This window comes from Cryobacterium sp. MDB1-18-1 (assembly GCF_004402735.1).
GTDB lineage: Bacteria > Actinomycetota > Actinomycetes > Actinomycetales > Microbacteriaceae > Cryobacterium > Cryobacterium glucosi.
On sequence record NZ_SOFR01000032.1, the window covers coordinates 43,820 to 70,419 of the forward strand.

The following is a 26,600-nucleotide window of genomic DNA, read 5'->3' on the forward strand; positions in this document are numbered from 1 at the left end:
ACCCAATGAAGGGGAACCGTGCCCGACTACGACGTATCCGTGCCGCTCGACACCGACTACTACGAACTCTTCCGGGATGTGCCCGCCGCCGACCGCGCCTTCTGGGACCGGGCCCGCGCCTTTGCGATCGAGACGCTCGACGAGGTCACCGAGGCCTGGGACAAGGCCGAGTATCCGCTGCACCTCGTCCGCAGGCTCGGCGAACTCGACCTGCTCACCGATGGCGTCGTCGGCCCCGGCCTCACCCCGATGTCCCCGCTCGCCGCCGGCCTCGTCAACATGGAGATCTCCCGCGGCGACGGCTCGATGGGCACCGTGGTGGCTGTGCAGGGCGGGCTCGCGCTCCGCAGCATCGCCCTCTACGGGAGCGACGCCCAGAAGGCCGAGTGGCTCATCCCCCTTGCCCGCGCCGAGAAGCTCGGCGCCTTCGCCCTCACCGAACCCGACCACGGCTCCGACTCCGTCGCGCTCGAGACGACCGCGACCCGCGAGGGCGACGAGTGGGTGATCACCGGCGAGAAGAAGTGGATCGGCAACGGCTCCGTCGGCGACGTGACCGTGGTCTGGGCCCGCGACGACGATGGCAACGTGCGCGGGTTCCTCGTGCCGCAGGACACCCCCGGCTACCAGGCCCAGACGATCACCGGCAAGGGCTCCCTTCGCGGCATCCACCAGGCCCGCATCGTGCTCGACAACGTGCGCGTGCCCCTCGATGCCCTCCTGCCGGGCACCCGCACCTTCAAGGACACCGCGACCGTGCTCTTCGCCACCCGCCTCGGTGTGGCCTGGTCGGCGCTCGGCCACGCGACCGCGGTCTTCGAGGCCGCCCTCAGCTACTCGAACCAGCGCATCCAGTTCGGCAAGCCGCTCGCCGGCTTCCAGCTCGTGCAGGAACGACTCACGCGGATGCTGTCCCAGCTCACCGCGATGCAGCTCTACTGCCTGCGCCTCGCCGAACTCGACGCCGCCGGAACCATGCGTCCGATCCAGGCGTCCCTCGCGAAGTACCACAACACCCGCGCCGCCCGCGAGATCGCGGCGACGGCGCGCGACGTGCTCGGGGGCAACGGCATCCTGCTCGAGAACCACGTGATCCGGCACCTCGCCGACCTCGAGTCTCTGCACACCTACGAGGGCACCGAGAGCGTGCAGTCCCTCCTGATCGGCCGCGATCTGACCGGCGTGAGCGCCTTCCGCTGACCCGCCCGCCCCCGCCTCCCTCCCGCCACCCCAGGCATCCGCTCACCCTGCGAGGCGTGGGGCTCCTGGCCGATACACTCCGATTCATGGTTCTGTCCCTCATCGGCGCCGGTCTGCTCCTGCTCGGCACCGTCGCCGCGGTCACCGGCCTGCTTCCGCTCCCCGAACTGCTGGTTCTCGTGGACCGGGTGGCGCCGATCCTCGTGTTCGTCGTGGCCATGACCGTCGTAACCGAGCTCTGCAGTGAGGCGGGGGTGTTCCGCTGGATCGCCCGCCGGCTTCGGCACTGGGGTGGCGGCCGGGCCTGGTTGCTCTGGTTGTGGGTGGCCGGCATCGCGATCGTCACGACGGTGTTCCTCTCCCTCGACACCACGGCCGTGCTCCTGACGCCGGTCGTTGTCGTGGTCGCGCGGCAGGCGGGTCTGCCGCCGCTGCCGTTCGCCCTGACGACGGTGTGGCTCGCGAACACCGGCAGCCTGCTGCTCCCGATCAGCAACCTGACCAACCTGCTCGCCCAGAACCGCCTCGGCGGCATCTCCCCGATCGCCTTCGCCGGGCTGACCGCGGCCCCGGCGCTCGTCGCCGTGATCGTGCCGATGGCCATGGTTGCGATCGTCTTCCGGAAAGACCTCTGCAAACGGTATTCGAGCGTCCCCGTGCAGCGGATGCGCGTCGCGGGAACGTCGGGAGCGGTGGCATCCGTCGACCGGGTGCTGCTCGGGACGAGCGCGCTCGTGCTCGCTGCCCTCTTGCCCGCCCTCGTCGTCGGCCTGCCGGTATGGCTGCCGTCGAGCATCGCCGCCCTCGTGCTGGCCGTCGTGTTCTTCGTCAGGCGCCGGAGCGTTCTCCGGATCACCATCATTCCGTGGTCGCTCCTGCTGTTCAGTGCCGGGCTGTTCCTCGCGATGGAGGCCGTGCAAAACCTCGGGCTGCCCGTGCTGCTCACCGCGCTCGCCGGGGCGGGGAACGCGCCGGGGGACCTGTTCCGCCTGGCCGGCACAAGCCTGGTCGGCTCGAACCTGATCAACAACCTGCCCGCCTACCTCGCGCTCGAACCGGTCGCCGACTCGACCCCGCGGCTGCTCGCCGTCCTGATCGGTGCGAACGTCGGCCCGTTGATCACCCCGTGGGCGTCCCTCGCGACGTTGCTCTGGCACAGCAGGCTCGAAAAGATGAACGTGCTGATCCCCTGGCGCGGGTACGCGCTCTTCGGCCTCGTGCTCGCCCCGGTGACGGTCGGGTTGAGCGTGCTCACGATGATCCTGGTCACCGCGTGACGCCCGGGCGGCCGCACCGGGCGGTGCGAGAATACAGGAACCTGTCCGTGCCTCCAGCGCGTTTTTCCGGGGAAGGAATGACCGAATGATCACCCTCGAAGGTATCGACGACATCGTCGTCAACGGCGGCTTCGTCGTGACGAGCGACGGTGCGAAGCTCGGCTCGGTCGAACAGGTCTTCCTGAGCAAGGACTCCGGTGAGCCGGCCTTCGTCACGGTGCGCACGGGCCTGTTCGGCATGCTCGAATCGTTCGTTCCGCTCGCCGGCGCGACCATCGACGGCCCGCGTGTGGTCGTGGCCTTCGACCGCGACCGCATCCGCAACGGCCCCCGCATCGAGAGCGACCGTGGATCGATCACCGCGGACGAGGAGAACGAACTCTACGGCTACTACGGCACCTCGGCGCCCGAGTCGCCCGTTTCGCCCGAGTCGAGCGTTTCCGTTGAACCGACCGAAATGGCAGCGGATGCCACGGGCGCCCCGGCGCGGCAGGTGCAGTCTCCGGGTGCGCCGCCCACCCCGGACCATCCGCATCCCCACCCGCTTGACGGTCCGCATCCGCCCCCTCCGCATGCTCCGAACGGGCCGCATGACGGCGCGCCACCGCCCCCGCCGCACTTGCTCAAGCACGAGGCCGCCGGTCGCCCGCATCCGCACGACGGCCCGCCACCGCCCCCGCATTCGCACCCGCACCCGCGCGATGCCGGCCCGGTGACACGCCCGTAACACAGTGACGTTTATGTGACGATTCATCAGTTTTACAGGGCTTCCTTCGACCCCAGCCCTACTCTGGTCAGCAGCAGAACACCGTGCTTGGGGTGTTGATCCGTCGGCACCCCACGCCAGAGTGACGACCGGCTCGATGCCCGCAGTGGGTGTCGCTCACCACCATCCGAAGCAGGTGAACCACCAGGCACCGTTGCCGGCGCACGACGCAGGCCGGCGGTGTCGTGAACCACGAAACAGTGCTGTGAACCAGAAATACACCACCATGACCGATAATGAACTCCTGCTCGAGACGGATTACACGAGTTACGCCAACTCCTGCCGCGACCCGCACATCACATCGACCCAGGACCTCGTCGAGTGCCGCCGCCAGAACGGCCACGACGACACCCACGCTACCCGCGCGGGCATCCGCGCCATCCGCTGGCACCGCGGGACCGAAGACCTGCCGCTCGCGGGCTGAGCCTGCGGGCTGAACAGGCGAACGGAGTTCGCCGATAGCGGATGCCCGGCTCGGCATCTCCGCACACGGCTCCGGCCATCCGCGCACGCGCCTCGCGTCTGCGACCTTCCGCGCGCGCGATCATCGCCGAGAGTCGCCGTTGCCGTCGAGTGGCCCCGGTGTGGCAGGGACAGTGGGCGCGAACGGCGACTCTCACGAGCTTGAGTGCGCTCAGTCAGGGGTGCGTTCGGCCCGTCGCAGGGTGGTCAACCAGGGCGCAGCTGAGGAAGATCACGCCCAAACGAGGGGTAATCACTCCCGCCCGTTAGGCTGGTCTGTGGCGCGGTCCAGTTATTCCGGAGCGCACCAAAGAACGAAGAGCTGAGCTCGACGGAAAAAAGGCTGACCATGAAACACGAAGTATCCGTACCTCCTCGCATCCAGGCAACGATTCGTAGCAACGGAACCGGCGAACTGATCATCGACGGGGTGGGCCAGCAGGTGACGGCCGGCGACGAGGCCGGTGTTCGTGAAGAGATCATCAACCGCGTGACGGATGCCGCCCGTGCACTCGGTCGCCCGGTGCGGCTGACCGCCGACGACGAGCAGGGCCAATGGCCCCTCGTCGTGCACCCGGACGGCGAAGTGGAGGCCGCCGGCGACTTCATCCCGGCAGCCGCGCGCGCCGAAGCCGAAGCCGAGGCCGAGGCTCCCGCAGCGTCTCAGGGCACGGCCGCCAAGCGCGCCATGGCGCACACCGGAGACCGCAGCGCAGCGGCATTCATGGCCGAACCGATGGAACCGATCGGCGCCCTCGAGGAATTGGCCGAGCTCGCGGCCCTGGGTGACCCCCTCGATGCCGCGGCGCAGACTTCCGTCGACAAGGCGGACGCCGAGTCCGCGTTGGAGCGTGAGGCCGAAGCCGAAGCGGAAGTCGAAGCTGAAGCGGATGCCGCTGCGCTCGCAGGCGCGGACGGCGCGGACCGCGCGGACGAGCCCGCATCCGGGCCCGACGCCTCGCAGGCCGCCGAGTCCCTGCCCGCCGGACCCCGCCGCACGCCAGCACCGCCGCCCGGACTCTTCGAGGACATCATCTTCGAACACCGCGCTCTCGACGCCGACGATGACGATGAGGAGATCGCGGCCGGCCCGTTGGCAGCCCTCCGGTCCACGCCGATCTCCGCGTCCTCCGCCCTGCTCGTCCCTTCACCGCACCCGACCCTCGTCGCAGCGGAAGACGGCCCGAATCTCGCCGACTTCATGAGCTCCCGCCCCGCGATCGTGGCCGGCCCGGCCCTCCTCGGCTGGCAGGGCACCGTGCGTAGGGTCACCGGCGGACTCGTGAACCCCTCGCCCGGCCGGAGCGAACTCGCCCGCCGCGCCGCGATCGCGGCCGTGCAGCGCAGCCTGAGCGGTCCTCGCACGATCGTGGTGCTCAACCCCAAGGGTGGCGCGCACAAAACCACTGCGACCCTGTTGATCGCCGCGACCTTCGGCATCCACCGTGGCGGGTACACCCTCGCCTGGGACAACAACGAGACGATGGGTACCCTCGGCGTGCGGGCTCAGGGCGCCCAGCACACGAACACGGCCGTCGACCTGCTGCGCGACCTCGAGGACTTCGCCTATTCGACGTCGGCCAGGGTCGGCGACCTCGACAAGTACGTGCGCAACCAGGGCGACGCCCGCTTCGACGCGCTCGCCTCCGACCTGGACCCCGCCGGAGCCGCGAGCATCGACGACGTCGCGTTCGGCAAGCTGCACGCCGCGCTCAGCCGCTTCTACCGGATCCTGATCATCGACACCGGCAACAACATGCGCGCCTCCAACTGGGAGGCGGCCGTCGAGACCGCCGACCAGCTCGTGGTCGTGTCGACGATCCGCGAGGACACCGCGTACGGCGCGGCGTCCCTCCTCGACGGGCTGCGACTCAAGGGTCACGGCGACAAGGTCGCCCAGGCCGTGACCGTTCTCGCGTCCCCGGCGAAGACCGCCGACCGCGCCCTGTCCGCCCGGCTGCACGACCACTTCAGCCAGCTCACCCGAACCGTCGTCGACGTGCCGTACGATCCGGCGCTCGTCGCCGGCGGACCACTCAACATCGACGCCCTCGCCCCGCGCACCCGCGAGGCCTGGCTCTACGCGACCGCGGCGATCGCCGAAGGGCTGTAGACCGCGTCCGGCGCGGGGGACGTGAAACTTCCCGTTCGCCTCGATACGCCATAATGCACGGCGGGCGCGCCAATCGGGGCCGCCCGCCGACAAGAAGGCCACCCGTGCGCAGCTACCCCGCCCTTATCTCCCTCGGAGCCTCCGCCGGTCTCGTCGCGGTATGCGTTGTGCTCGCGCTCGCCGGATGCAGCCCGGCAGCGACCCGGTCGCCCGCCGCCCCGGCCGGCTGCGCCCAGCCGGGGGCCGCCTCCGACGCCGTGGTCGCGCCGGGGGCCATCGGCAGTGCGCCGGAGGTCACGTTCACCACGCCGCTGACCGCCGCGGACACCGAGCGCACCGTCATGACCGTCGGCACCGGCGTCCCGGTTCAGACCGGCGATTATGTGGAACTCGGCGTCGCGTTCTACAACGGCAGGACCGGGGCGAAGATCGATGCCCGCGGATTCGGGCCCGGCACCTCTGGCCTCGACACCGGGGCCCCTGTCGGCGTGAACCTCGCCGCGCCGAACGGCACCCTGCCCGCGATCGTCAAGGGCGTCACCTGCGCGACGGTGGGTTCCCGGGTTGCCGTCGTCGCGAGCCCGGCGGATGCCTGGGGAGCGAAGGAGAACATCGACCTCGACCTCCACGCGAACGACAACGTCGTCATCGTTGTCGACGTGCTGGCGGCGGCGGCGACCGCGCCCGTCACGACCGATGTGCCCGCGACCGGGGCTCCCGACACAAACGTCGGTTAGCGACTTCCATCGGGCGTCCGCTTCCGGGTGCCCGACTCAGGTTCCTCATAGATGCATGGTCCATACTGGCGGAGGCCCATCATCGAAGACACCACTCTCGAAAAAGAAAGATCAGCGTGCGCAAACTTCCTGCCCTCCTCGCCGTCGCAACCGTCGCGGTGCTCGCCCTCACCGGGTGCAGCGGATCCCCGTCGTCGACGCCGACGGCATCCGCCGCCGCAGCACTGACCTGCACCGACCCCGGCACGAGCTCCGACGCCGTCACCGTCGCCGGTGACGCCGGTGTCGAGCCCACCGTCACCTTCACGGCGCCGCTCACGACCACCGCGACCGAGCGCACCGTGATCACCAAGGGCGACGGCGAAGCCGTCAACACCGGTGACGCCGTCGAGATCGCGTACACCGCGTACAACGCCACTTCGGGCGCCAAGCTCAACGCCGGCGGTTACGGCACCGCGGCCGGCCTCACCGTCACCGTCGCCGAGACCGGCTCCGTCATCCCCGGCATCCTCAAGGGCATCGCGTGCTCCAACATCGGCTCGCGCGTCGCCGTCGTCGTGCCGCCGGTCGACGCGTTCGGCACCACGGGCAACACGAACCTTAAGGTGTCCGCGACCGACAACATCATCTTCGTGATCGACGTCAAGGGCAAGGTTCCCACCCGCTCGAGCGGCACGGACCAGGCCCCGCAGGACGGTTTCCCCACCGTCGTGCTCGCCGACGACGGCGCCCCGACGATCACCGTCCCGAAGGCCGACGCGCCGACCGAGCTCAAGACCGAGGTCCTCAAGAAGGGCGACGGTGCGACCGTCGCTGACGGTGCGACCGTGACCGTGCAGTACGCGGGCGTCGTCTGGGCCACCGGAACCGTCTTCGACCAGAGCTGGGGCAAGGGCGGCCCGGCCACCTTCGCGACGGCCAACGTCGTCCCCGGCTTCGCCCAGGGCCTGATCGGCCAGACTGTCGGCTCGCAGGTCGTCATCGTCATCCCGCCGGCGCTCGGCTACGGCAGCACCGGCAACACGACTGCAGGCATCTCGGCAACGGACACCCTCGTGTTCGTCGTCGATATCCTCGCGACCGCGTGATCGCCTAGCAACGTAACCGCGTAACCAGACACCCGCACCAGGCGGCGGCCTGCGGGCCGCCGCCGGAAGGCCCATTTCCACCATGCAGCGCACGATGTTCAAATCCAAGATCCACCGCGCCACCGTGACGCAGTCCGACCTGCACTACGTCGGTTCGCTGACGGTCGACCAGGACCTGATGGAGGCAGGCGACCTGCTCGCCGGTGAGCGCGTCAGCATCGTCGACGTGAACAACGGCAGCCGCTTCGAGACCTACCTCATCGCCGGCAAGCGCGGCAGTGGGGTCATCGGCCTGAACGGCGCCGCGGCCCGCCTCGGTATGCAGGGCGACCTCATCATCATCATCTCCTACGCGCAGATGAGCAACGAAGAGTCCCGCAGCTATGTGCCCGTCGTCGTACACGTCGACGCGGACAACCGCATTGTCGCGGTCGACTCTGACCCCTCAGGTGTACATGTGGCTGGACTCAGCCGCCCGCCGCTCACGGCCTGACGTCGAGCGTTCCTCGAACCGGCCGGTCTTCTCGGTCAGCCGGATCCGGTAGATCACCGGGTCCTGACCGGACGCGTTCACCCGGCCCGCCGAGGGCGGCACCGGCTCCGACGCGGTCGTCCTGATCCCGTGAAACGTGCCGTCGGGACCGGAGACCGGCTGCGCCGTCGTCGAGGTCACGTACGGTGCAAGCCGGGCGAGGAGCTTGCGCAGGCCGTCGTCGGCATCCGCGCCATGGAGCTCCTCGAACTCGCCCCGGGCGACGACGGTGCGCCAGTTCGCGAGATCGTCGAGCTGCTCGACCTCGAAGCAGACGTCGGGGTTGGCCCGCATCATGTCGACCTTTGTGCCGGCGGCGCTGTGGGCGTACACGGTGTCGCCATCGTAGGCGTAGGTGATCGGCACGATATAGGTGCGGCCGTCGCTGTGGCATCCGATCCGGCCGACCACGCTGGTGTGCAGGACTGCGTCGATTTCACGATTGTTCAATTCCCCGAGCATGCTCCCAGCATGGACCCGCCCGGCGCGGTGCACCAGTGCCCGGAGCGCGCCGCACGGCGTGTCCTCGTCGGGTCTGCGGCATCGATGCGACGCACTGGCGAGAGCGGTACCGCGACGCGCCGGGCGCATGTCATCATCGTGGGATGGAACGTAATGCATCCGCTCGCCTCGCCCTCGACGTGCGGACGCCCGCCCGTTTGGTCCTGTCGATCGGCGTCGCCGACGACCCGGCCGTCTCGGTCGTTGAGACCTTCACGGCGGCGAAGGACGGCACGCCGCTCGAGTCGCGGATCGTCTTCGACCAGCACGGCACCCGGCTGCACGTCGTCGAGACGGGGGCCGGTTCGGTCGACATCGACTACGCCGTGACCGCGACGGGGCAGGCGAGCGACGCCGCTTACTCGGAGATCGACCTCGTGCGCTACCTGCGCCCGAGCCGGTACTGCGAATCCGACCGGCTCTGGGGCACGGCCGCTGCCGAATTCGCCGGGCTCTCCGGCACCGTGCTCATGAACGCGGTCGCCGCCTGGGTGGGCGGGAAGCTGCGCTACGAGCCGGGGTCGAGCCTGCCGACCGACGGCGCCGTGCGTACCCTGATCGACCGGCAGGGCGTCTGCCGGGACTTCGCCCACCTCGTCGTCGCGCTTCTGCGCGCGCGGGACGTGCCGGCCCGGGTCGTCTCGGTCTACGCACCGGGGCTTTCGCCGATGGACTTCCACGCGGTCGCCGAGGTCTTCGTCGATGACGCCTGGCACGTCGTGGACGCCACCGGCCTCGCCCCTCGGCAGACGCTCCTCCGCATCGCGACCGGCCGTGACGCCGCGGACACCGCGTTCCTGACGACGATCGGCGGAGCAGTGTTCCTCCGCGACCTGACCGTCAGCGCGACCGTGGACACCCTGCCGCGCGACGACCGGTACTCCCTGGTGCGCCTGCACTGAGCGGATGCCCCCACACGCATCCGCCGCCGCGCCGGTTTCGGCAGGCCGTGCCCGCCGTTTCGGTAGCGGGCTGCGGATTCGGTAGCGGCGGCGGGGCGCGGGGACCTCAGTCGGCGAGCTGCATCACTTGTCGGCACCCTGGTCGCGGGTGAGATCGGCGACGCGGTCGACGATCCACGAGGCGAGGGTCGCCGTGACGACACCGACGAGGGCGATCCCGCCGAGCATGAGGGCAACGGCGATCAGCCGGCCTTCGATCGTCACGGGGGTGAAGTCGCCGTAGCCGACCGTCGCGATCGTGACGAAGGTCCACCAGAGCGCGTTGCCGAACGAGGTGATGTTCGCGCCGGGAGCGCGCCGCTCGGCATCGAGCACCGCGAGGGAGGCCAGGAACACGAGAAGGACGGTCGCGGTCGTGACGTAGATGCCGACGCGGGACCGCACCGCTGTCCCCGCGAGCGGGGGAAGGCGGAGAGGGCCGTCACGAGGCGGAGCAGGCGCAGTGAACGCAGCACCGGAAGCACGACCACGAGCAGGTCGAAGAGGTGCGTGCTGAACCACAGCCAGCGCTGCCGAGCGAGCGCGAGGTTCATGCAGTAGTCGAGGAGGAACACCGTCCAGGCCGCCTCGAGCACGAGGGTCAGGATCAGCCCGGGTTCGCCCTGGACATCGGCGAGGACCTTCCAGGCATAGTCGAGCAGGAAGATCGCGGCGGCCCCGAGGAGCGGCCATTGCACAAGCTGCTGCCAGCGTTCTGGAGTCATGCCGACACTCAAGGAGGACGGTGGCTCGCCCGGCAGGGGCGACCCCGGCGTCCGCGTGCCTGCTCTCCTGGCGGCAGCGGATGCCGCGGCGGGCGACCGGGGTCAGCCGCCGGCGCCGGGCACGAGGAGTCCGCTCTCGTATGCGATGACGACGAGCTGCGCCCGGTCGTGCGCGTAGAGCTTGGCCATGGTCCGGTTGATGTGGGTCTTCGCGGTCAGCGGCGAGATGAACAGGCCGACCGCGATCTCCTCGTTCGACTGCCCGCGCGCGACGAGCGTGAGGACCTCCCGCTCCCGATCGGTCAGGTGCGCGAGGCTCGGCGGCACCGCAGCAGCGCGCCCGGGCGCGGCCGGCAGCACGTAGCGGCGGATCAGGCTCTGCGTCGCCGTGGGGGAGAGCAGGGCATCGCCCTGGTGGATCGTGCGGATCGCCCGCATCAGGTCGGCGGCCTCCGTGCCCTTGCCGACGAAGCCGCCGGCCCCTGCGCGGAGGGCCTGCACGACGTATTCGTCCTCCTCGAAGGTCGTCAGGATCAGGATGCGCACGGTCGAGAGCCCGGGATCCGCGCAGATCGCGCGGGTCGCTTCGATGCCGTCGAGCACGGGCATGCGGATGTCCATCAGCACGACATCGGGCAGCAGCAGCCGGGACTGTGCGAGCGCTTCGGCCCCGTCAGCGGCTTCGCCGACGACCTCGAGGTCGGGCTCGTGCCTGACCAGTTCGCGCACGGCCGTGCGGATCAGGGTCTGGTCGTCCGCGATCAGGACCCTGATCACGAGGGCGCTCCTGCTGCAGGGTCCGGAACCGAGGTCGGGGCCGAGATGCGGGCAGGGGCCGGCGGCCCGGTGTCCGGGATGTCGGCGGGGGCATCCGTCCCGGCGCTCGAGATCGGCAGGCTCACGGCGAGGCGGAACGTGTCCGGGGGACGCACGCCGAACTCGACCGTGCCGCCGATGGTGCCCGCGCGCTCGGCGACACCGACGAGGCCGTGGCCTGCCGGGGCATCCGTTGCGGGGTCGAACACGTGGAAGGCGACCGGATTCAGGGCCTCGATGTCGACGCTGTCGCTGCCGTAGCTGATGCGGAGCTCTGCGGTGTGGCCGGCGCCGTGCTTGTGCGCGTTGGTGAGCGCCTCCTGCACGATCCGGTAGGCGATGGTGTCGACGGGGGCCGGCAGCCGGGTGCCCGCACCGCGTGCGCTCACCGTCACAGCGAGGCCGTCGCGGGCGAAGTCGGCCAGGAGCGCGTCGACCCGGCCGAGGCCGATCTCGGCGGCCGGGGGGCGGGGGCGGCCGGCGGAGTCGTCCCTGAGCACGGCGAGCAGGGTGCCGATCTCGCGCAGCACCGCCTGCGCGGCCTGGCGGATCGTCGTGAGCGAGTCCTGCGCATCGGTCGGGCGGTCGGGAAGAGCCTGGGCGGCGACCCCGGCGTGCAGGTTGATCACGGCCATCTGGTGGGCGACCGCGTCGTGCAGTTCGCGGGCGATACGCAGGCGGTCTTCGGCGACCCGGCGCAGCGCCTCAGACTCCCGGGTCTCTTCGGCGTTCCTGGCGCGTTCGGTGATCGCCACGATGTACTCGCGCCGCGACCGCATCGCGTCCCCGGCCGCGCCGGCGAATGCGATGACCGCCGCGTACTGCACGATGCGGGCGTCGAGCAGCTCGGTGGCGGTCACGGCGATGCCCGTGCCGACGAGCACGAAGGCGGCGAGAGCCGTCGCCACGAGCGTCGTACGGCGGTCGGTGCGGATGGCGACGTTCCAGACCGCGATCGCCGTCGCGAGGGAGAACGCGGGATTGAGCACGCCGAGGGCGCCGGCGAGCACGAACAGGGCGACGCAGGCCGCGAGGACCGGCAGCGGCCAGCGTCGGCGCGGCAGCAGCACCAGGGTCGCGGCGACGGCGATCAGCACGCCGGCGGGGTTCGACGCGACCCTGGCGTACTCGCCGGCCGGCACGAATGCGCTGCCGAGGACGGCGAGGCTGACCAGCACGTCGGCCGCCCAGCGCGGAATGTGCGCATGGCTGTACATCGAGGTCATCTTCCAAGGATGCCCCCTGCGCGGAGCTGCGGCATCCTCCCGTGGGTGGAGAGGCCGTACCGCGCCTGCGGTACGCGAGGTTGCTGCCGCAGGAGGATGCCTCGCGCAGCGGATGCCGCGACGCTGGAACAGTGCCGGCCCGCGGCATCCACCACCCACAGCACACGGAGGAAAACACGATGTCCCACCCCATCCTCGCCGCCTACGACCTGAAGAAGTCGTATGGTCGCGGCCAGAACCGATTCGACGCGCTCAAGGGGGTCACCCTGGAGATCTTCGCCGGCGAATCGGTCGCCATTGTCGGGAAGAGCGGCTCGGGCAAGTCCACCCTGATGCACTTGCTCGCCCTGCTCGACAAGCCGAGCACCGGCACCGTGCAGCTCGGCGGCAGCGACACCGCGACTCTGAGGGGCAAGCGGCTCAACGAGACGCGCAACAAGACCTTCGGGTTCGTCTTCCAGCAGTTCTTCCTCACGCCGGGGGCGTCCGTGCTCGAAAACGTCGTGTTGCCGCTCAAGATCGCCGGGGTCGGTTCCCGAGGCCGCAAACAGCGCGGCCACGCGGCGCTCGAACGCCTCGAGCTCGACGACAAGGCCAGGAGCAAGGCCAACGCGCTCTCCGGCGGGCAGAAGCAGCGGGCCGTGATCGCCCGCGCCCTCGTCAACGACCCGCGGATCATCTTCGCCGACGAACCCACCGGCAACCTCGACAGCGCCACCGGCGCGATCGTCGAGGACATCCTGTTCGGGCTCAACCGGGACCAGGGCATCACCCTGATCATTGTGACCCACGACGAGGACCTCGCCGAACGCTGCGACCGACGGATATACATTCGCGACGGCCTCGTCGTCTCCGAGGAAGCACGGGTCGCAGCATGAGGGCCATCGACGTCGTCGGCTCGGCCATCGGCAACAGCTTCCGCAGCCGCCTCCGCACCACGCTCACCGTGCTCGCGATCTTCATCGGCGCGTTCACGCTCACCATCACCAACGGTCTTGGCACCGGGATCAACGCCTACATCACCGACACCGTCGCATCCATCGGGGCGAGCGACGTGATGACTGTCACGAAGGTGTCGGCGGATGCGAAGGCAACCGGCCCGCAGGAATACTCGCCGGACCAGATCACCAGCCGCGCCGCGGCCGGACCGGGCAGCACGACTGTCGCCGCGATCACCCCGGCGGACCTCACCACGATCGCCGCCATCGACGGGGTCACGTCGGTGGAGCCGAGCCTCTCGGTGACCCCGGACTACGTGACGACGGGCACCAGCAAGAAGTATCGGCTCGGGCTCGGCAGTGCCGTGGCCGGTGTCCATCTGCAGCTCGCGGCGGGCAGCCAGCTCGACCAGAAGGCTGCCCAGCTCCAGATCGCGCTGCCGGTTTCCTTTGTCACGCCGCTCGGTTTCACGAGCAGCGCGGATGCGATCGGTACGACCGTGCAGATCGGCGTAAGCAATCCGGCCGGAACGGTGAACGTTCTCAACGCGACCGTCGTCGCTGTCTCCGAGGCCAGCCTGGGTTCCAGCGGAAACGCGACTGCGAATACGGCCCTGACCCAGGCGCTCTACGACGCCTCGACGAGCGGACTGAGCACAGCCCAGAAGGAAAGCTACTCGGAAGCCGTTGTCCGGTTCGACCCTTCGAGCACTGACGCCCAGGTCACAGCGCTCAAGGACCACCTCACGAGTGCCGGGTTCACCGGGCAGACGGTGGCCGACGAGATCGGCACCTTCAAGTCGGTGATCGACGCGATCGTGCTCGTGCTCAACGCCTTCGCCGTGATCGCCCTGCTCGCCGCGAGCTTCGGCATCGTCAACACGCTGCTGATGAGCGTGCAGGAGCGCACCCGCGAGATCGGCCTGATGAAGGCGATGGGAATGGGCGCGGGCCGGATCTTCGGCCTGTTCAGCATCGAGGCGGCATTCATCGGCTTCCTCGGCAGTGCGATCGGCGCCGGCATTGCGATGATCGTCGGGTCGGTCGTGAGTACTGCGCTCTCGGGCGCGCTGTTCGCGAACCTGCCCGGCCTGACCTTGATCGCGTTCACACCGGTCTCGATCATCACGATCATCCTGATCGTGATGGCGATCGCGTTCCTCGCCGGCACCCTGCCGGCCTGGCGCGCGGCACGCCAGGACCCGATTGAGTCGCTCCGCTACGAGTAGCGCGCTCGCGGCTACAGGCCTTGCTCGACCATGGTGACGACGCGGCCGATAAGCGCCTCGGTCGCGGCGGCGGGCAGGGCTCGGAGGGGGCCGTCGATCAAGAGCGAGGCGAGGCCGTGTACCGCAGACCAGGCCAGGAACTCGGCGCCCGGCCGGCGCTCGGCGGGGAGGACGCCCGTAGTCACGAGGTCGTCGAGCGCCTCGCCGAGCAGCTGGAACGGGGTCAGCCCGCGCGCACCGGCCCGTGCAGCGCTCGTCGCACTCTCGAGGTCGGACGAGGCCGTGAACGCGGTGCGGAACAGTCCCGGTTCGGACAGGGCGAAACGCAGGTAACCGGTGCCGACGGCGCGGAACCGGAGCCGGGCCGTGGTTGCGTCCATCGTCGTTCCCGAGTCTGATGCGGCGACATCCGCCACTGGCAGTGCCGCCTGCTCGTCCTCGATCGCGCGGGCGACGCCGGACTGGCACTCCGAGCAGACCGCCTCGAGGAGCGCACTCCGGTCGGCGAAGTGCCGGTAGGCGGCGTTCGGGGCGACCCCGGCGCGGCGAGTCGCCTCGCGGAGCACGACGGCGGACGGGCCGCCGGACCGGGCGAGTTCGAGGCCGGCGTCGATCAGGGCACGCCTCAGGTCGCCGTGCCGGTAGGTCGAGCGACCATGGCCTTCGGTGGCTGAATCGGTGTTCGTGGTTGTCAAAGTGAGGCCGCCTCGTTACGCTGGATCCATAATGTGTACAACGTCCACAATACCGCGGGGATGAACACGATGACGATCATCGAGGCCACGGGCCTGACCAAGACGTACCGCTCCAAGAGCGGGCCGGTGCACGCGCTCGCCGGGCTCGACCTGTCGGTGCCGCGGGGCAGCGTCAAGGCCCTGCTCGGTCCGAACGGAGCAGGCAAGACCACCGTCGTGAAAATGCTCACGACGCTGATCCGGCCGGACTCCGGCCGAGCGGTCGTCGACGGCATCGACGTCGTTGCCGACCCGAAGGCCGTGCGTCGGATCATCGGGGTATCCGGCCAGTACGCGGCCGTCGACGAGAACCTGACCGGCTTCGAGAACCTCGAGATGGTCGGCAGGCTCTACCACCTCGGTGCGAGCGAGTCCCGGCGTCGCGCCCAGGAACTCATCGATCTCTTCGAGCTCACCGCGGCGGGCAACCGCCCGGTAAAGGGGTTCTCCGGCGGTATGCGCCGACGGATCGACCTCGCGGGCGCGCTCGTGATCAACCCCAAGGTGCTCTTCCTCGACGAGCCGACCACCGGGCTCGACCCGCGCAGCCGCATCGCGCTCTGGAACGTGATCAAGCGGCTCGTCGCCGACGGCACGACAGTGCTGCTCACGACCCAGTACCTCGAAGAGGCCGACCAGCTCGCCGACGACATCGTCGTGGTCGACGACGGCCGGGTCATCGCCGAGGGCACCTCGGACCGGCTCAAGGCGCAGATCGGCGGCCATCGCCTCGAAGTCGCGCTCGTCGACGCCGGCGCCGGCGCGAGCGAGGCGGCCCGCGGCATCCTCGCCCGCTTCGGCGATGGCGAACCGACCGTCACGAGCGACGGCCGCGGCCTCGAGGTCGCGGTGACCGACGGCCCGCGCGCACTGCAGCTCGTGCTCGCGGCGCTCGGTGACGCCGGCATCGAGCTGCACGACGCAGGCATGCGCCGGCCGACGCTCGACGACGTGTTCCTCACGCTCACCGGGCACAAGGCCGACAAGGCGCACGGGGCAGCGGATGACGACACCCTCGACTCGAAGGAAGCGGTGAAGACCCGATGAGCGCGATTTCCACGACCCTGCCGAGCTGGAACCCGTTCTCGCTCTGGTACTCCGACGGCTGGACCGTCACCAAGCGCAACCTCATCAAGATCAAGCGCTCCCCGGACATGCTCGTCTTCGCGGTGATCCAGCCGGTCATGTTCGTGCTGCTCTTCAGCCAGGTCTACGGCGGGGCGATCCAGGTGCAGGGCACCGACTACACCCAGTTCCTGATGGCGGGCATCTTCGCCCAGACCGTCGTGTTCGGGTCGACGTTCTCCGGTTCTGCGATGGCGCTCGACCTCAAGGAGGGCATCATCGACCGGTTCCGCAGTCTGCCGATGAGTTCGTCCGCGGTGCTGATCGGCCGGACGAACAGCGACCTCGTGCTCAACACCATTTCGATGGTCATCATGATGGCCACCGGCCTCGCGGTCGGCTGGCGGGTGCACTCCTCGCCGGCCGAGTTCCTGGCCGGCGTCGGGCTGTTGCTCCTGTTCAGCTACGCGTTCAGCTGGGTGATGGCGCTCCTCGGAATGAGCGTGAAGAGCCCCGAGGTGATCAACAACGCCTCGTTCCTCATCCTGTTCCCGCTCACCTTCGTCTCGAACGCCTTCGTGCCGAGCGACACCCTGCCGACCCCGCTGCGGATCTTCGCGGAGTGGAACCCGGTCTCCTCGCTCGTGCAGGCGGCCAGGCAGCTCTTCGGCAACGAGGGCACCGCGCCCGTGCCCGACATCTGGACCATGCAGCACCCGATCCAGACGGTGCTGATCGGCATCACCGTCATGCTCGTGGTGTTCGTGCCGCTCTGCATCCGCAAGTTCGCGTCGATCAGTTCGCGGTAACGTGACACGACCGGCGTGTTCCACCGACTGACCTGTTCCATCCGCTCGAGCAAGGGAGTTCGACATGACTGACTCAGAGACCGGAACGGCGACGACCGACCGGGGCATCGGCATCCTCGACGTCTTCAGCGGTTTCGCCGTCCCCGACATCGAGGCCGCCCGCGCCTTCTACGGCGGCACGCTCGGACTCGAGGTGACCGACGGCGGGATGGGCCTGCTGCGCATCGAGCTGCCCGGAGGCGGGCACGTGATCGTCTATCCGAAGGCCGACCACGTGCCGGCGACGTACACGATGCTCAACCTCGCGGTCGGCGACGTCGACGCCGCCGTCGACACCCTCACAGCCCGCGGGGTGGTCTTCGAACGGTACGAGGGCTCGCCCCAGGACGAGAAGGGCATCATGCGCGGGTACGGACCGACGATCGCCTGGTTCACTGACCCGGCCGGCAACATCCTCTCGGTGCTCGAAGATTCGGCGCTCGAGGAGTCGGCACAGCCCGATGAGTAACGAGGTGCCGTTCACGACCGACCGGCGCACCGGCCAGTTGCGTGCGCCGCGGAACACCGCGCCGCGCGCGACGGGACCGTACGACGTGAAGCGGGAGGACAAAGCTCTGTATGCGCCGACGAACCGCGACTGGGAGCTGATCGAGGTTCCCGTGCAGCGGTTCATCGCGGTCGACGGGCGCGGCGACCCGAACGTCGCGCCCGCATACACCGCGGCCATCGAGGCGCTCTATGCCGTCGCGTATGCGATCAAGTTCGCGGCCAAGCGCGGCCTCGGGCGTGACCTCGTCGTCGCCCCGCTCGAAGGGCTCTGGTATGCCGACGATCCGGCCGGCTATGCTGCGTTCGCGGGCGGCGACAAGGCGTCCTGGAGCTGGACGATGCTGATCAGCCAGCCCGACTGGGTGACGGATGCCTTCATCACTGAGGCCGTGGCGTTGACGAAAGCAAAGAAGAAGCTTCCGGCCCTCGCGAGCATGCGCATCGAGTCCCTCGACGAGGGCTTCAGCGCGCAACTACTGCACGTCGGACCCTACGACGACGAGGCGCCCGCACTCGCGCGGCTGCACGGGGAGTTCCTGGCCGAGCACGGTCTGCGCCTGAACGGCCTGCACCACGAGGTCTACCTCGGGGACCCGCGGAGAAGTGCCCCGGAGAAACTCAAGACGGTCCTCCGGCAACCGGTCGCGCGCGCCTGAGCCGCGGCTCCGCGGCTCAGCGGCCGGTGCGCTTACCGAGCTTGAGGTTCGCGGTACTGCGGGTGCGGCCGGGCGCGGACTGGGTCTTCTTGGCCACGGCCGGCTTCGCCTTCGCGGCGGCGACGCGCAATGCCTTCGCGGCGGCCTTGGCCTTGTCGGTCTTCTTTTCCTTCTTGATCTTTTCGCCGCCGGCGGGCACCGAGTCGACGCGGGAACTCGCCTTCGTGCGGCCGCGCACGATGCCGATGAACTCTTCGATGTCCTCGGTCGTCTCTGCCGCGAGCCAGGCGAGGGAGACCTGGCTCTCGGCGACGTCCTCGACGGGCCGGGAGACGAGGTCCTTGCGGCTGTGCAGGCGGGCGATCGAATGCGGCACGATCACGATGCCGACGCCTGCGGCGACGAGCTCCATGGTCTCGTCCATGTCGCGCACGGCGGCGAGCGGGCGGCGGATGCCGTCGCGCACCTCGGTCGCGACGTCGCGCCACTCGGGAACGGCGTCGGGGTCCTGCAGCAGGTGCTCGTCGGCGAGGTCGGCGACGAGGAGACTGTCCGCGTCGGCGATGAAGTGGTCCTTCGCGGCGACGACGACCGGGATTTCCCGGTAGAGCGCGATCAGGCTCAGGTCGTGTTCGTCGATCGGGAGGCGCACGATGCTGACCTGGGCGCGGCCGTCGCGGAGCACGGCGGACTGCTCGTCCGGCGTGGTGCGGAAGACCTCGAGGGGCTGGTCGGGGCGCCGTTCTGCCCAGGCGCGGGTCCACTTGGTCGGCGTGACGCCGGCGGCGAAGGCGATGGAAAAGGTCACCGGCATCCTCTCTTTTGTGGCGCGCGGGGCGGCGCACCGTTATGATCCGCCGAAGCGGTGGTGCTCTCAGGCTATACGCTGGACTGATGAGCGAGAAGAAGACCCAGACCATGAAGCCCGCAACGGCGGCCCAGAAGCTCGGGATTCTGCTCGAGGCAGCCCCCGAGGAATTCCAGAACACCCTGATCTCGCGCACCGAGCTCACCGAACTCGACACGAACCCGCCGGAGTGGCTCGCTCTGCTGCGCGCCAACGGCCCGCACCCCAAGCAGGTTGTCGCCGCGAAGCTCGGCGTCTCGATCTCCGGGCTCGCGCGCGGCAAGGTCACCGAGCCGCTCACGAGCGCCGAGATCCTCGCGTTGCTGCAGCAGCCGCCGGCATGGCTCGTCACCGAGCGCGCCACCCAATTCGAGGTGCGCGAGGAGCAGATCCGCGTCAAGGACCGCGACGCCGAGCGCGCCCGCAAGGCCGCGCACGCCGCCCGGTTCGCCGCCCAGAACGAGAAGGCCGCCGCGAAGAAGCGCTAGCCCTGGCTCCGGGTCAGGCCACGTCCGCGGGCGCGTCCGCGTACTGCGCGCGGAGGAATCCGACGATGTCGGAGAGTTCGCCCTGCGAGATCGAGTGGCCCATGCCCTCGTAGATGCGCTCGGTGAGCACGGAGTGGCCGGGCAGCCAGTCCTGAGTGCGGCCGACGGCATCCGCCTGGATCACCGGGTCGGCCGTGCCGCGGCCCCAGAACACCGGAACGGGTCGCTCGGCGAGGTCGGCGTCGCCGGGCTGCGGCGCCGCGGCGACGAAACCCGAGAGCTGCACCGCGAAGGCGAACCGGTCGGGCGCCTGGCGCAGCAGCTGCAGCGCCATCGCGCCGCCCTGGGAGAAGCCGAGCAGCCCGACGGATGCCGGCGGCACGACGAGCGCGTCGAGCCAGGCGAGCACGCCGTCCGCTGCCGCCTCGATAGCGGACGCGCTCGGGGCGCTCGGGTTGACGAGGCCGCCGGGCATGCCGACCGGGAACCAGGCCCAGCCGTCGCCGACCGGGAGGGGCGCCCGGAGTGCCGCGAGGACCGGCTTGAGCGGCAGGTGCGGTGCGAGCGAGAACAGGTCGCCCTCGTGGGAGCCGTAGCCGTGCAGGATGAGGAGCAGCGGACGCCCGACCCGGTCGGCTTCGGACGCCGACCAGAGCACTGCGCCGGGATCGATCACGAGGGTGCCGGAGTCGGCTGCGCCGTCACCGGTGCTGCCGGTGCTCTCCAGATTGTTGTCGTCCATGTCGGTCCTCCTGCCGGGCGTCGAGGCCGGAACGCGTCGACAGTCAATACTTTCACTGCCCCGGACCTTTCACTGCCCAGGACCCGAATGCGCCTCCCGCACCGTCGGGTCCGGCTCGCCGGCGGCGACGGGCGCGACCCACCCCGGGAAGCGGGCATGGCGCATCCGCTCGCCGGGTAGGAGAGAATGAAGGCATGAGCGTGCGCACCCCTGACCCCGACCCGGACTGGACGCCTGGCCCCGAGAACATCCAGCCACCCAATCAGAACCAGGGCTGGCTGAGCGATGTCGAGCTCGCGGACATCCGCCGTCGCCTGCCGATCCTGTACATCGAGGCCGTCCCCGTGCGGGTCGATGGGCTCGGCCAGGTCGTCGAGCTCGGCGTGCTGCTGCGCGCCCGGCCGACCGGCGAGATGACGCGCACCCTCGTCTCCGGGCGCGTGCTGTACGGCGAGACCCTGCGCGATGCGCTGTTCCGGCACCTCGAGAAGGACCTCGGGCCGATGGCCTTCCCGCAGCTGCCCGCGAGCCCGGTGCCGTTCTCGGTCGCCGAGTATTTCCCGCTGCCCGGCATCACCGCCTTCACGGATGAGCGCCAGCACGCCGTCTCGCTGGCCTACGTCGTTCCCGTCACCGGTACCTGCGACCCCCGCCAGGACGCCCTCGAACTCACCTGGATGACGCCGCTCGAGGCGGCATCCGAGGCCGTGTCCGCCGAGATGGAGGGCGGCCGCGGCTCCCTGCTGCGGATGGCCCTCGCTTCGGTCGGCCAGCTCCGCTGACGGGTCCGGCGGGCGAGCCGCCCGCCGCACCCGCCGCGGCCGCCACGCCCTCCGCTACGAACCGGCTGTCGGAGTGGGGGCCGGCGTGGACGTGCCTGGGGCGATTTGCCGGTGTGCCCGTACGTCGGCGCGTACAAGGTGGCGCAGGGCGTGGCGCCACTTCTTCGGCACGTCGGCCTTCGACGTGTCGGCGGCAGCGGCCTCGATCTTCGTGAGGTACTGGCTGGCCGGCGCGCCGTATGCGCCGGCGAGGACGTCCGTGCGAATGGCGGCGAGGGCCGCGGGGCGTGCGGCCACGTCGAGCTTGATCGCCGCGCGCAGGTCCGCGCGCAACTGGGCAACGGTCTTCACGGTCTCGTCCGCGGCGACAGCGGTGTTGGCGGATGCCGCCACTGCGGTCGCGAGTGAACCGGCGAGGGTGGACCCCGTGACGGAGGACGCTGCAACGGTCGTGGGCATCTCGGCCGCGGTCGCCGCGCCGACCGCGAACGTGCCGCCCACAACCAGGCCGAGGCTGAGCGTCCCCGCAGCGACAACGGTCGTGGCTCGCTTCGTGAATGCATTCATATCTTTCTGCCTTTCGCTGGACCGGGAGGGTCCCGGCGGTGAAGCCACACTGGCAGGCGCACGCAAACGCCGTGTTCGGGAAATGTACGGAAAATGTAAGGCGAGTTCGGCATCCGCCCGCGCGGTTCGCAGCAACCGGCGTCTACTGGCTTAATGGATGCTGTGGGCGACGACAGAGGGCTGGTGCTGGTCGTCGAAGACGACCCCGCAATCGCAGACATCGAACGCCTGTACCTCGTGCGCGCCGGTTTCACCGTGCATCTGGAGTCCGACGGGCGCGCGGGTCTCGACCAGGTGCGCCGGTTGCGGCCGGCCGCGGTGATCCTTGATGTCGGCCTGCCCGGGCTCGACGGGATCGAAGTGTGCCGGGCCATGCGCGAGGCGGGGGACTGGACACCCGTGCTCTTCGTCACGGCACGCGACGACGAGGTCGACCGGGTGCTCGGCATCGAACTGGGTGCGGACGACTACGTGACCAAGCCATTCTCGCCGAGGGAACTCGTCGCGCGGGTGAAGGGAATCGTGCGCCGCTCCTCGGGTCTCATCGGCGACGCGGTGCTGCGGGTGGAGGATGTGACGCTCGACCCGGCGACGCGCCTGGTCGCGCTCGGCGGCATCCGCGTGGACCTGACCGCGACCGAATTCGACCTGCTCGCCCAGCTGATGGCCCGGCCCGGACGGGTGTATTCGCGGGAAGAACTGCTCTCCCTGGTCTGGGGAATCGCCGACTACAGTGCGAGCAGGACGGTCGACGTGCACGTCGCCCAGCTGCGTGCCAAGCTCGGCGAGGGAAATCCGATCCGCACGGTGCGCGGCGTCGGGTATTCCGTCGCCGGCCTGGAGGGCTGAGCGGTGCGGCGTTGGTTCGCGTCACTCGGCGGCAGGATCCTGCTCGTCACGGTAGGTGTGGCGTTCGTTGCGGTTCTCGTCACGGCCGTCGTGTCCCTGCAACTCGTGCAGACCCTCGTCACGACGCAGGCCCAGGCGGACCTCGGCGCCCGGACGACCGCGTTGAGCCAACGGCCGCTCGCGACCCTGCGCATCCTGCTCGAGGACGACACCCTCCTCGGCGCGCGCGGCGAGCGCTTTGTGTTGGTCGGCGCCGACGGGACGGTACCGGAAACAGGTCCGGGCGCGCTCACGGTCACGCAGGACGTCAAGAGCCGCATCACCCGGGTACTGGATGCCGGCCGCTCGGTGTCGACGTCGCTGCAGATCCGGGGTGAGTCGTACGTGGTGGAAGCGCGGCCGCTTGCGGGAGGTGGTGGGCTCGTGGGCTTCGTGCGCGTTGCGGACATCACCGACTCGGGCAGGCTCGTCGCCGGGCGCATCCTGCTGGCCGTGCTCGTCGGGCTCGTCGTGGCCGTGCTCGCCGGACTGTTCCTGTCCCGGCGGCTGGCGCGACCACTGGAGCGGACCGCAGGAGCCGCCCGGCGGCTCGCCGACGGCGAACGCGGCGTACTCCTCGCGGCCCAGGGCATTCCGGAGATCGACGATGTGTCTCGCTCGCTCCGTGCCCTCGACCACGCGCTGGGTACGAGCGAGACCCGCCAGCGGGAGTTCCTGCTCTCGGTGTCGCACGAGATCCGCACGCCGTTGACCGCGATCCGCGGGTATGCGGAGGCCCTCGCCGAGGGCGTGATTCCAGCAAGCGGCAGCGCGGCGGTCGGTGACGTCCTGGTTGCGGAGACGAAACGCGTTGACCGATTCGTGAGCGACCTGCTCGAACTCGCCCGCCTCGAAGCCGATGACTTCACCGTGCACCTGCAGCCGATCGACGTCGGCGGAGTGCTCGCGCAGGCTGCGCTCGCCTGGCAGGGTCAATGCACCCAGCTCGGCGTCGCGCTGCGCGTCGACGAGCCGGGGGACGGTGCGGGTGCGGGCGCAGTGCCGGGTGTCCTCACGATCGTGACCGACGGCATGCGCCTGCGCCAGATCGTCGACGGCCTGCTCGAGAACGCGTTGCGCGCAACGCCGGCCGGCGGCGAGGTCGTACTCGCGGCTCGCCGGGTCGACGGCCGGCACGTGCGGGTCGAGGTGCGTGACAGCGGCCCTGGATTGAGCACCTCGGATGCCGCCGTCGCGTTCGAGCGCGGAGTCCTGCGAGCCAAATACCGCGACATCCGCCCGGTCAACACGGGCCTGGGCCTGTCGATCGCCGCCCGGCTGGTGACCAGGATGGGCGGCACGATCACGGTACAGTCCGCGGCCGAGGGCGGCGCGTGTTTCGCCGTGGTGCTGCCGGTCGGCGACGGGCCCGTCGCACACTGACGCGAGCGGCGCGCGCCGGTGCATCGGCCTGCGGGGAGACCTACCGGACCAGCCGAACCTCGTGCAGCTGCTCGCCGAGCACTTCCTGCACCTGCTCGTGACCGTCGGCGGCGTAGCCGTTGCGGGTGTAGAAGGCGTGGGCACGCGGGTTGACCGCGGCGACCCAGAGGTAGGAGGGCCCGGGGTCGACGACCGCGTCGAAGAGTTTCTGGCCGATGCCGCTGCCGTGCTTGTCCTCGAGCAGGTACATGAAGTACAGCTCGTGGGCGGCGGGGGCGTTCTCGTCGCGGGCGGGGCCGCTGCCGGCGAAGCCGACGACCTCTCCGTCGACGAGTGCGACGACCTGGCGGTATTCCGCTCCCTGGGTGGTGAACCGGCGCCACATGGCGGCGAGGCGCTGCGGCCGCAGCTGGGAGAGGGCCGCCTGGCTCAGCAGGTGGTCGTAGGTTTCGTGCCAGCAGAGGGCGTGTACGCGGCCCAGACTCTCGGCGTCCGCTTCTTCGACGGGCCGAACAACGACGGTGGTGGTGTCCATAATCTGACCCTAACCCAGCCGGGGGACGCCGGTTTACCGCGCCCGGTCCGGGCAGACAAACGGGCCGGACTCCTGGTGGAGTCCGGCCCGTTTGTGTCGTGCTGGTGCTGCTTAGCCCTGCGCGCGGCGCGGCGCCGAGCGACGGGCACCGCCGGCGCCGGCTCCCGAGCCGGATCCGCGGACGAGTCCGCCGACCTGGATGCCGCCGGAGCGACCGGAGCCCTGCGGGGCGTGGCTGCGACCGGATGCCGCGGGGCGGCCAGAGTGCTCCTGGCGTGCTCCGCCGGCCGAGGCGGCGTCGTTGCTGCGGCTGCCGCGGTTGCCGCGAACGGGCGCGGTGCTGGCGCCGTCGCGGTCGTCACGGCCGCGCGAGCGCTGCCCGTCGGACGAGCGCGAGGTGTCGGATGACGACGAGGAGGCGTAGGAACGGCTGCCGCCCTGCGAGCGTCCGCCGTCTGAGGACGAGGAACGACCGCCCTGCGAGCGACCCCCCTCGGAACGGCCGCCCTGCGAGCGACCGCCTTCGGAACGGCCGCCCTGCGAGCGACCGCCCTGCGAGCGTCCGCCCTGGGACTGGCGCTGCTGCTGCGGCTGCTCGGTGCGCGGCGCCGGCTTGACGTATGCGGCGACCTCGCCGACGAGGGCGGCGACGGCGGGGGAGTCCGCGGTCACGCGCTGCGGGGTTACCTTGATGGCGGCCTTGCGCAGCAGGTCTGCGGTGTCGCGACGCTGCTCCGGGAGCACGAGGGTGACGACGTCACCGGCGTGCCCGGCGCGGGCGGTGCGGCCGGAGCGGTGCGTGTACGCCTTGTGCTCTGCCGGCGGGTCGACGTGGATGACGAGTTCGATGTCGTCGACGTGCACACCGCGAGCGGCGACATCCGTTGCGACGAGCACGCTGACGTCACCATTGCTGAACGCGGCGAGGTTGCGGTCACGGGCGACCTGCGAGAGGTTGCCGTGCAGGTCGACCGAGGGGATGCCCGCCTCGGTGAGCGCCTTGGCGAGCTTCTTCGCGTGGTGTTTGGTGCGCATGAAGAGGATGCGGCGTCCGGTTCCGGAGGCCAGCTTCTCGATCAGGGCCTTCTTCTGTTCGGCGTTGTCGATCTCGAAGACGTGGTGCGTCATCGCGGAGACGATGCTGTTCGAGTCGTCGACCGAGTGCAGGACCTCGTTGTGGAGGAACTTGCGGACGATCTTGTCGACGCCGTTGTCCAGGGTGGCCGAGAACAGCAGGCGCTGGCCGCCGTTCGGCGTCTTGTCGAGGATGCGGGTGACGACGGGGAGGAAGCCGAGGTCGGCCATGTGGTCGGCCTCGTCGAGCACGGTGATCTCGACGGAGTCGAGGTTGACGTAACCCTGCTTCATCAGGTCTTCGAGGCGTCCGGGGCAGGCGACGACGATGTCGACGCCGGCCTTGAGCGCGGAGACCTGACGGCCCTGGGAGACGCCGCCGAAGATGGTGGTCGTGTTGAGGCCGTACGCCTCGGCGAAGGGGGTCAGTGCGGTGGTGATCTGGGTGGCGAGCTCGCGGGTCGGCGCGAGGATCAGGCCGAGCGGGCGGCCCGGGCGACGCTTGCCGCCGGCGAGCTTGCCGCCGAGGCGCGCGGCCATCGGGATGGCGAACGCGAGGGTCTTGCCGGAGCCGGTCTTGCCGCGACCGAGCACGTCCCGGCCCTTGAGGGTGTCGGGGAGGGTGTCGACCTGGATCGGGAAGGGGCTGTCGATTCCCTGCGCCGTGAGGACGGCAACGAGGGGAGCCGGCACGCCAAGCGCGCCGAAGGAAGTTTCAGACAAAGTGGTGCCTTTCAGGCATCAGAGCCCTCCATCGAACCGTGTGCGCACCCCGAGTGAGGGAATGCAGGCTTCGGAGCCAGGAGGATTCACATGGCGAAGGTGCCAATGGGCACATCCGTTCGCCGTAAGAATGTTCATTCGCAATATGCGCTCGGCCCACCAGGCAGGTGTGCCGCCGCAACAAGAAGAGGGCGTTCTACGACGCAG

The 26,600-nt window shown here is 69.9% G+C and carries 29 protein-coding genes; 19 read left to right on the plus strand and 10 right to left on the minus strand.

Annotated features, from left to right (window positions below; all coding sequences use genetic code 11):
- Nucleotides 1–18: 18 nt before the first annotated feature.
- The 8 genes from E3O50_RS08030 to panD all read left to right on the plus strand — a co-directional run bounded on the left by E3O50_RS08030 (nt 19) and on the right by panD (nt 8,136).
- On the plus strand, nt 19–1,200 hold the full coding sequence (locus E3O50_RS08030) for an acyl-CoA dehydrogenase family protein (protein ID WP_134446346.1): 1,182 nt from the start codon (nt 19–21) through the stop codon (nt 1,198–1,200).
- 86 nt (nt 1,201–1,286) lie between these two features.
- On the plus strand, nt 1,287–2,477 hold the full coding sequence (locus E3O50_RS08035) for an SLC13 family permease (protein WP_134560818.1): 1,191 nt from the start codon (nt 1,287–1,289) through the stop codon (nt 2,475–2,477).
- Between the two features lie 85 nt (nt 2,478–2,562).
- Entirely contained in the window at nt 2,563–3,204 is a 642-nt protein-coding gene (locus tag E3O50_RS08040; protein ID WP_134560819.1) for a PRC-barrel domain-containing protein, read from the plus strand.
- A 265-nt stretch (nt 3,205–3,469) separates the two neighbouring features.
- Nucleotides 3,470–3,667 (plus strand): hypothetical protein, encoded by a 198-nt coding sequence (locus E3O50_RS08045; RefSeq protein ID WP_134446349.1) that lies wholly within the window; start codon nt 3,470–3,472, stop codon nt 3,665–3,667.
- 387 nt (nt 3,668–4,054) lie between these two features.
- Entirely contained in the window at nt 4,055–5,818 is a 1,764-nt protein-coding gene (locus E3O50_RS08050) for a chromosome partitioning protein (protein WP_134446350.1), read from the plus strand.
- Between the two features lie 104 nt (nt 5,819–5,922).
- On the plus strand, nt 5,923–6,555 hold the full coding sequence (locus E3O50_RS19615) for a hypothetical protein (RefSeq protein WP_241975552.1): 633 nt from the start codon (nt 5,923–5,925) through the stop codon (nt 6,553–6,555).
- Nucleotides 6,556–6,671: 116 nt separating this feature from the next.
- Nucleotides 6,672–7,643: an FKBP-type peptidyl-prolyl cis-trans isomerase gene (locus E3O50_RS19620; RefSeq protein WP_241975553.1), complete on the plus strand. Its 972-nt coding sequence runs from the start codon at nt 6,672–6,674 to the stop codon at nt 7,641–7,643.
- A gap of 82 nt (nt 7,644–7,725) precedes the next feature.
- A complete protein-coding gene (gene panD / locus E3O50_RS08060) occupies nt 7,726–8,136 on the plus strand; it encodes an aspartate 1-decarboxylase (RefSeq protein ID WP_134446352.1) in 411 nt (136 codons plus the stop codon).
- On the opposite strand, the gene E3O50_RS08065 is transcribed toward panD, so the two are convergent.
- Nucleotides 8,089–8,625, minus strand: coding sequence for a pyridoxamine 5'-phosphate oxidase family protein (locus tag E3O50_RS08065; protein ID WP_198413671.1), 537 nt, complete (start codon nt 8,623–8,625; stop codon nt 8,089–8,091). The two genes, panD and E3O50_RS08065, sit on opposite strands and share 48 nt — an antisense overlap.
- 155 nt (nt 8,626–8,780) lie before the next feature.
- Here E3O50_RS08065 and E3O50_RS08070 point away from each other — a divergent pair, with 155 nt between their 5' ends.
- Complete coding sequence (locus E3O50_RS08070) at nt 8,781–9,578, plus strand: transglutaminase family protein (RefSeq protein WP_134560820.1); 798 nt, start codon at nt 8,781–8,783, stop codon at nt 9,576–9,578.
- A 123-nt stretch (nt 9,579–9,701) separates the two neighbouring features.
- On the opposite strand, the gene E3O50_RS19455 is transcribed toward E3O50_RS08070, so the two are convergent.
- The 3 genes from E3O50_RS19455 to E3O50_RS08085 form a co-directional block, all read right to left on the minus strand.
- A complete protein-coding gene (locus tag E3O50_RS19455; RefSeq protein ID WP_198413379.1) occupies nt 9,702–10,022 on the minus strand; it encodes a potassium channel family protein in 321 nt (106 codons plus the stop codon).
- Nucleotides 10,023–10,444: 422 nt separating this feature from the next.
- The gene (locus E3O50_RS08080) at nt 10,445–11,119 is read right to left on the minus strand and encodes a response regulator transcription factor (RefSeq protein WP_134446355.1); all 675 of its coding nucleotides are present in this window, start codon (nt 11,117–11,119) and stop codon (nt 10,445–10,447) included.
- On the minus strand, nt 11,116–12,384 hold the full coding sequence (locus E3O50_RS08085) for a histidine kinase (protein WP_134446356.1): 1,269 nt from the start codon (nt 12,382–12,384) through the stop codon (nt 11,116–11,118). The genes E3O50_RS08080 and E3O50_RS08085 overlap by 4 nt, the downstream gene beginning before the upstream one ends.
- Nucleotides 12,385–12,563: 179 nt before the next feature.
- Here E3O50_RS08085 and E3O50_RS08090 point away from each other — a divergent pair, with 179 nt between their 5' ends.
- Both E3O50_RS08090 and E3O50_RS08095 read left to right on the plus strand, forming a co-directional pair.
- Entirely contained in the window at nt 12,564–13,262 is a 699-nt protein-coding gene (locus tag E3O50_RS08090; protein WP_134446357.1) for an ABC transporter ATP-binding protein, read from the plus strand.
- Nucleotides 13,259–14,551, plus strand: coding sequence for an ABC transporter permease (locus tag E3O50_RS08095; RefSeq protein WP_134446358.1), 1,293 nt, complete (start codon nt 13,259–13,261; stop codon nt 14,549–14,551). The genes E3O50_RS08090 and E3O50_RS08095 overlap by 4 nt, the downstream gene beginning before the upstream one ends.
- Before the next feature lie 11 nt (nt 14,552–14,562).
- Here E3O50_RS08095 and E3O50_RS08100 read toward each other — a convergent pair whose 3' ends face one another.
- Nucleotides 14,563–15,246, minus strand: a complete 684-nt coding sequence (locus E3O50_RS08100) for a TetR/AcrR family transcriptional regulator (RefSeq protein WP_134446359.1) — start codon at nt 15,244–15,246, stop codon at nt 14,563–14,565.
- 69 nt (nt 15,247–15,315) lie between these two features.
- Here E3O50_RS08100 and E3O50_RS08105 point away from each other — a divergent pair, with 69 nt between their 5' ends.
- From E3O50_RS08105 to E3O50_RS08120, 4 genes are all read left to right on the plus strand, one after another.
- Nucleotides 15,316–16,332: an ATP-binding cassette domain-containing protein gene (locus E3O50_RS08105; protein WP_134446399.1), complete on the plus strand. Its 1,017-nt coding sequence runs from the start codon at nt 15,316–15,318 to the stop codon at nt 16,330–16,332.
- Nucleotides 16,329–17,159, plus strand: a complete 831-nt coding sequence (locus E3O50_RS08110) for an ABC transporter permease (RefSeq protein WP_134560821.1) — start codon at nt 16,329–16,331, stop codon at nt 17,157–17,159. Before E3O50_RS08105 ends, E3O50_RS08110 begins: the two co-directional genes overlap by 4 nt.
- 64 nt (nt 17,160–17,223) lie before the next feature.
- Complete coding sequence (locus tag E3O50_RS08115) at nt 17,224–17,667, plus strand: VOC family protein (protein WP_134446361.1); 444 nt, start codon at nt 17,224–17,226, stop codon at nt 17,665–17,667.
- Nucleotides 17,660–18,364 (plus strand): GyrI-like domain-containing protein, encoded by a 705-nt coding sequence (locus E3O50_RS08120; RefSeq protein ID WP_134446362.1) that lies wholly within the window; start codon nt 17,660–17,662, stop codon nt 18,362–18,364. Before E3O50_RS08115 ends, E3O50_RS08120 begins: the two co-directional genes overlap by 8 nt.
- Before the next feature lie 16 nt (nt 18,365–18,380).
- On the opposite strand, the gene E3O50_RS08125 is transcribed toward E3O50_RS08120, so the two are convergent.
- Nucleotides 18,381–19,172, minus strand: a complete 792-nt coding sequence (locus tag E3O50_RS08125) for a LysR family substrate-binding domain-containing protein (RefSeq protein ID WP_166787253.1) — start codon at nt 19,170–19,172, stop codon at nt 18,381–18,383.
- Between the two features lie 86 nt (nt 19,173–19,258).
- On the opposite strand from E3O50_RS08125, the gene E3O50_RS08130 reads away from it, so the two are divergent.
- Complete coding sequence (locus tag E3O50_RS08130) at nt 19,259–19,699, plus strand: DUF5997 family protein (RefSeq protein WP_134558379.1); 441 nt, start codon at nt 19,259–19,261, stop codon at nt 19,697–19,699.
- A gap of 13 nt (nt 19,700–19,712) precedes the next feature.
- Here E3O50_RS08130 and E3O50_RS08135 read toward each other — a convergent pair whose 3' ends face one another.
- Nucleotides 19,713–20,441, minus strand: coding sequence for an alpha/beta hydrolase-fold protein (locus E3O50_RS08135; RefSeq protein WP_134560822.1), 729 nt, complete (start codon nt 20,439–20,441; stop codon nt 19,713–19,715).
- A 194-nt stretch (nt 20,442–20,635) separates the two neighbouring features.
- On the opposite strand from E3O50_RS08135, the gene E3O50_RS08140 reads away from it, so the two are divergent.
- Nucleotides 20,636–21,223: an NUDIX hydrolase family protein gene (locus E3O50_RS08140; protein ID WP_134446366.1), complete on the plus strand. Its 588-nt coding sequence runs from the start codon at nt 20,636–20,638 to the stop codon at nt 21,221–21,223.
- Between the two features lie 54 nt (nt 21,224–21,277).
- On the opposite strand, the gene E3O50_RS08145 is transcribed toward E3O50_RS08140, so the two are convergent.
- On the minus strand, nt 21,278–21,790 hold the full coding sequence (locus E3O50_RS08145; protein ID WP_134446367.1) for a hypothetical protein: 513 nt from the start codon (nt 21,788–21,790) through the stop codon (nt 21,278–21,280).
- A 153-nt stretch (nt 21,791–21,943) separates the two neighbouring features.
- Between E3O50_RS08145 and E3O50_RS08150 the strand changes: the two genes are divergently transcribed.
- Nucleotides 21,944–22,639, plus strand: a complete 696-nt coding sequence (locus E3O50_RS08150; protein WP_134449720.1) for a response regulator transcription factor — start codon at nt 21,944–21,946, stop codon at nt 22,637–22,639.
- Between the two features lie 3 nt (nt 22,640–22,642).
- The gene (locus tag E3O50_RS08155) at nt 22,643–24,061 is read left to right on the plus strand and encodes a HAMP domain-containing sensor histidine kinase (protein ID WP_134449719.1); all 1,419 of its coding nucleotides are present in this window, start codon (nt 22,643–22,645) and stop codon (nt 24,059–24,061) included.
- Nucleotides 24,062–24,101: 40 nt separating this feature from the next.
- On the opposite strand, the gene E3O50_RS08160 is transcribed toward E3O50_RS08155, so the two are convergent.
- Both E3O50_RS08160 and E3O50_RS08165 read right to left on the minus strand, forming a co-directional pair.
- A complete protein-coding gene (locus E3O50_RS08160) occupies nt 24,102–24,596 on the minus strand; it encodes a GNAT family N-acetyltransferase (protein WP_134449718.1) in 495 nt (164 codons plus the stop codon).
- A 111-nt stretch (nt 24,597–24,707) separates the two neighbouring features.
- Nucleotides 24,708–26,393 carry a DEAD/DEAH box helicase gene (locus tag E3O50_RS08165; RefSeq protein ID WP_134449717.1) on the minus strand — a complete coding sequence of 562 codons (1,686 nt, stop codon included), beginning with the start codon at nt 26,391–26,393 and terminating at the stop codon, nt 24,708–24,710.
- Between the last annotated feature and the right edge of the window lie 207 nt (nt 26,394–26,600).

Coding starts and splice junctions, on each gene's coding strand:
- E3O50_RS08035 (WP_134560818.1), top strand. CDS start 1,287: ATGGTTCTGTCCCTCATCGGCGCCGGTCTGCTCCTGCTCGGCACCGTC.
- E3O50_RS08040 (WP_134560819.1), top strand. CDS start 2,563: ATGATCACCCTCGAAGGTATCGACGACATCGTCGTCAACGGCGGCTTC.
- E3O50_RS08045 (WP_134446349.1), top strand. CDS start 3,470: ATGACCGATAATGAACTCCTGCTCGAGACGGATTACACGAGTTACGCC.
- E3O50_RS08050 (WP_134446350.1), top strand. CDS start 4,055: ATGAAACACGAAGTATCCGTACCTCCTCGCATCCAGGCAACGATTCGT.
- panD (WP_134446352.1), top strand. CDS start 7,726: ATGCAGCGCACGATGTTCAAATCCAAGATCCACCGCGCCACCGTGACG.
- E3O50_RS08070 (WP_134560820.1), top strand. CDS start 8,781: ATGGAACGTAATGCATCCGCTCGCCTCGCCCTCGACGTGCGGACGCCC.
- E3O50_RS08085 (WP_134446356.1), bottom strand. CDS start 12,384: ATGACCTCGATGTACAGCCATGCGCACATTCCGCGCTGGGCGGCCGAC.
- E3O50_RS08090 (WP_134446357.1), top strand. CDS start 12,564: ATGTCCCACCCCATCCTCGCCGCCTACGACCTGAAGAAGTCGTATGGT.
- E3O50_RS08095 (WP_134446358.1), top strand. CDS start 13,259: ATGAGGGCCATCGACGTCGTCGGCTCGGCCATCGGCAACAGCTTCCGC.
- E3O50_RS08105 (WP_134446399.1), top strand. CDS start 15,316: ATGACGATCATCGAGGCCACGGGCCTGACCAAGACGTACCGCTCCAAG.
- E3O50_RS08110 (WP_134560821.1), top strand. CDS start 16,329: ATGAGCGCGATTTCCACGACCCTGCCGAGCTGGAACCCGTTCTCGCTC.
- E3O50_RS08115 (WP_134446361.1), top strand. CDS start 17,224: ATGACTGACTCAGAGACCGGAACGGCGACGACCGACCGGGGCATCGGC.
- E3O50_RS08120 (WP_134446362.1), top strand. CDS start 17,660: ATGAGTAACGAGGTGCCGTTCACGACCGACCGGCGCACCGGCCAGTTG.
- E3O50_RS08130 (WP_134558379.1), top strand. CDS start 19,259: ATGAGCGAGAAGAAGACCCAGACCATGAAGCCCGCAACGGCGGCCCAG.
- E3O50_RS08135 (WP_134560822.1), bottom strand. CDS start 20,441: ATGGACGACAACAATCTGGAGAGCACCGGCAGCACCGGTGACGGCGCA.
- E3O50_RS08140 (WP_134446366.1), top strand. CDS start 20,636: ATGAGCGTGCGCACCCCTGACCCCGACCCGGACTGGACGCCTGGCCCC.
- E3O50_RS08145 (WP_134446367.1), bottom strand. CDS start 21,790: ATGAATGCATTCACGAAGCGAGCCACGACCGTTGTCGCTGCGGGGACG.
- E3O50_RS08150 (WP_134449720.1), top strand. CDS start 21,944: ATGGATGCTGTGGGCGACGACAGAGGGCTGGTGCTGGTCGTCGAAGAC.
- E3O50_RS08160 (WP_134449718.1), bottom strand. CDS start 24,596: ATGGACACCACCACCGTCGTTGTTCGGCCCGTCGAAGAAGCGGACGCC.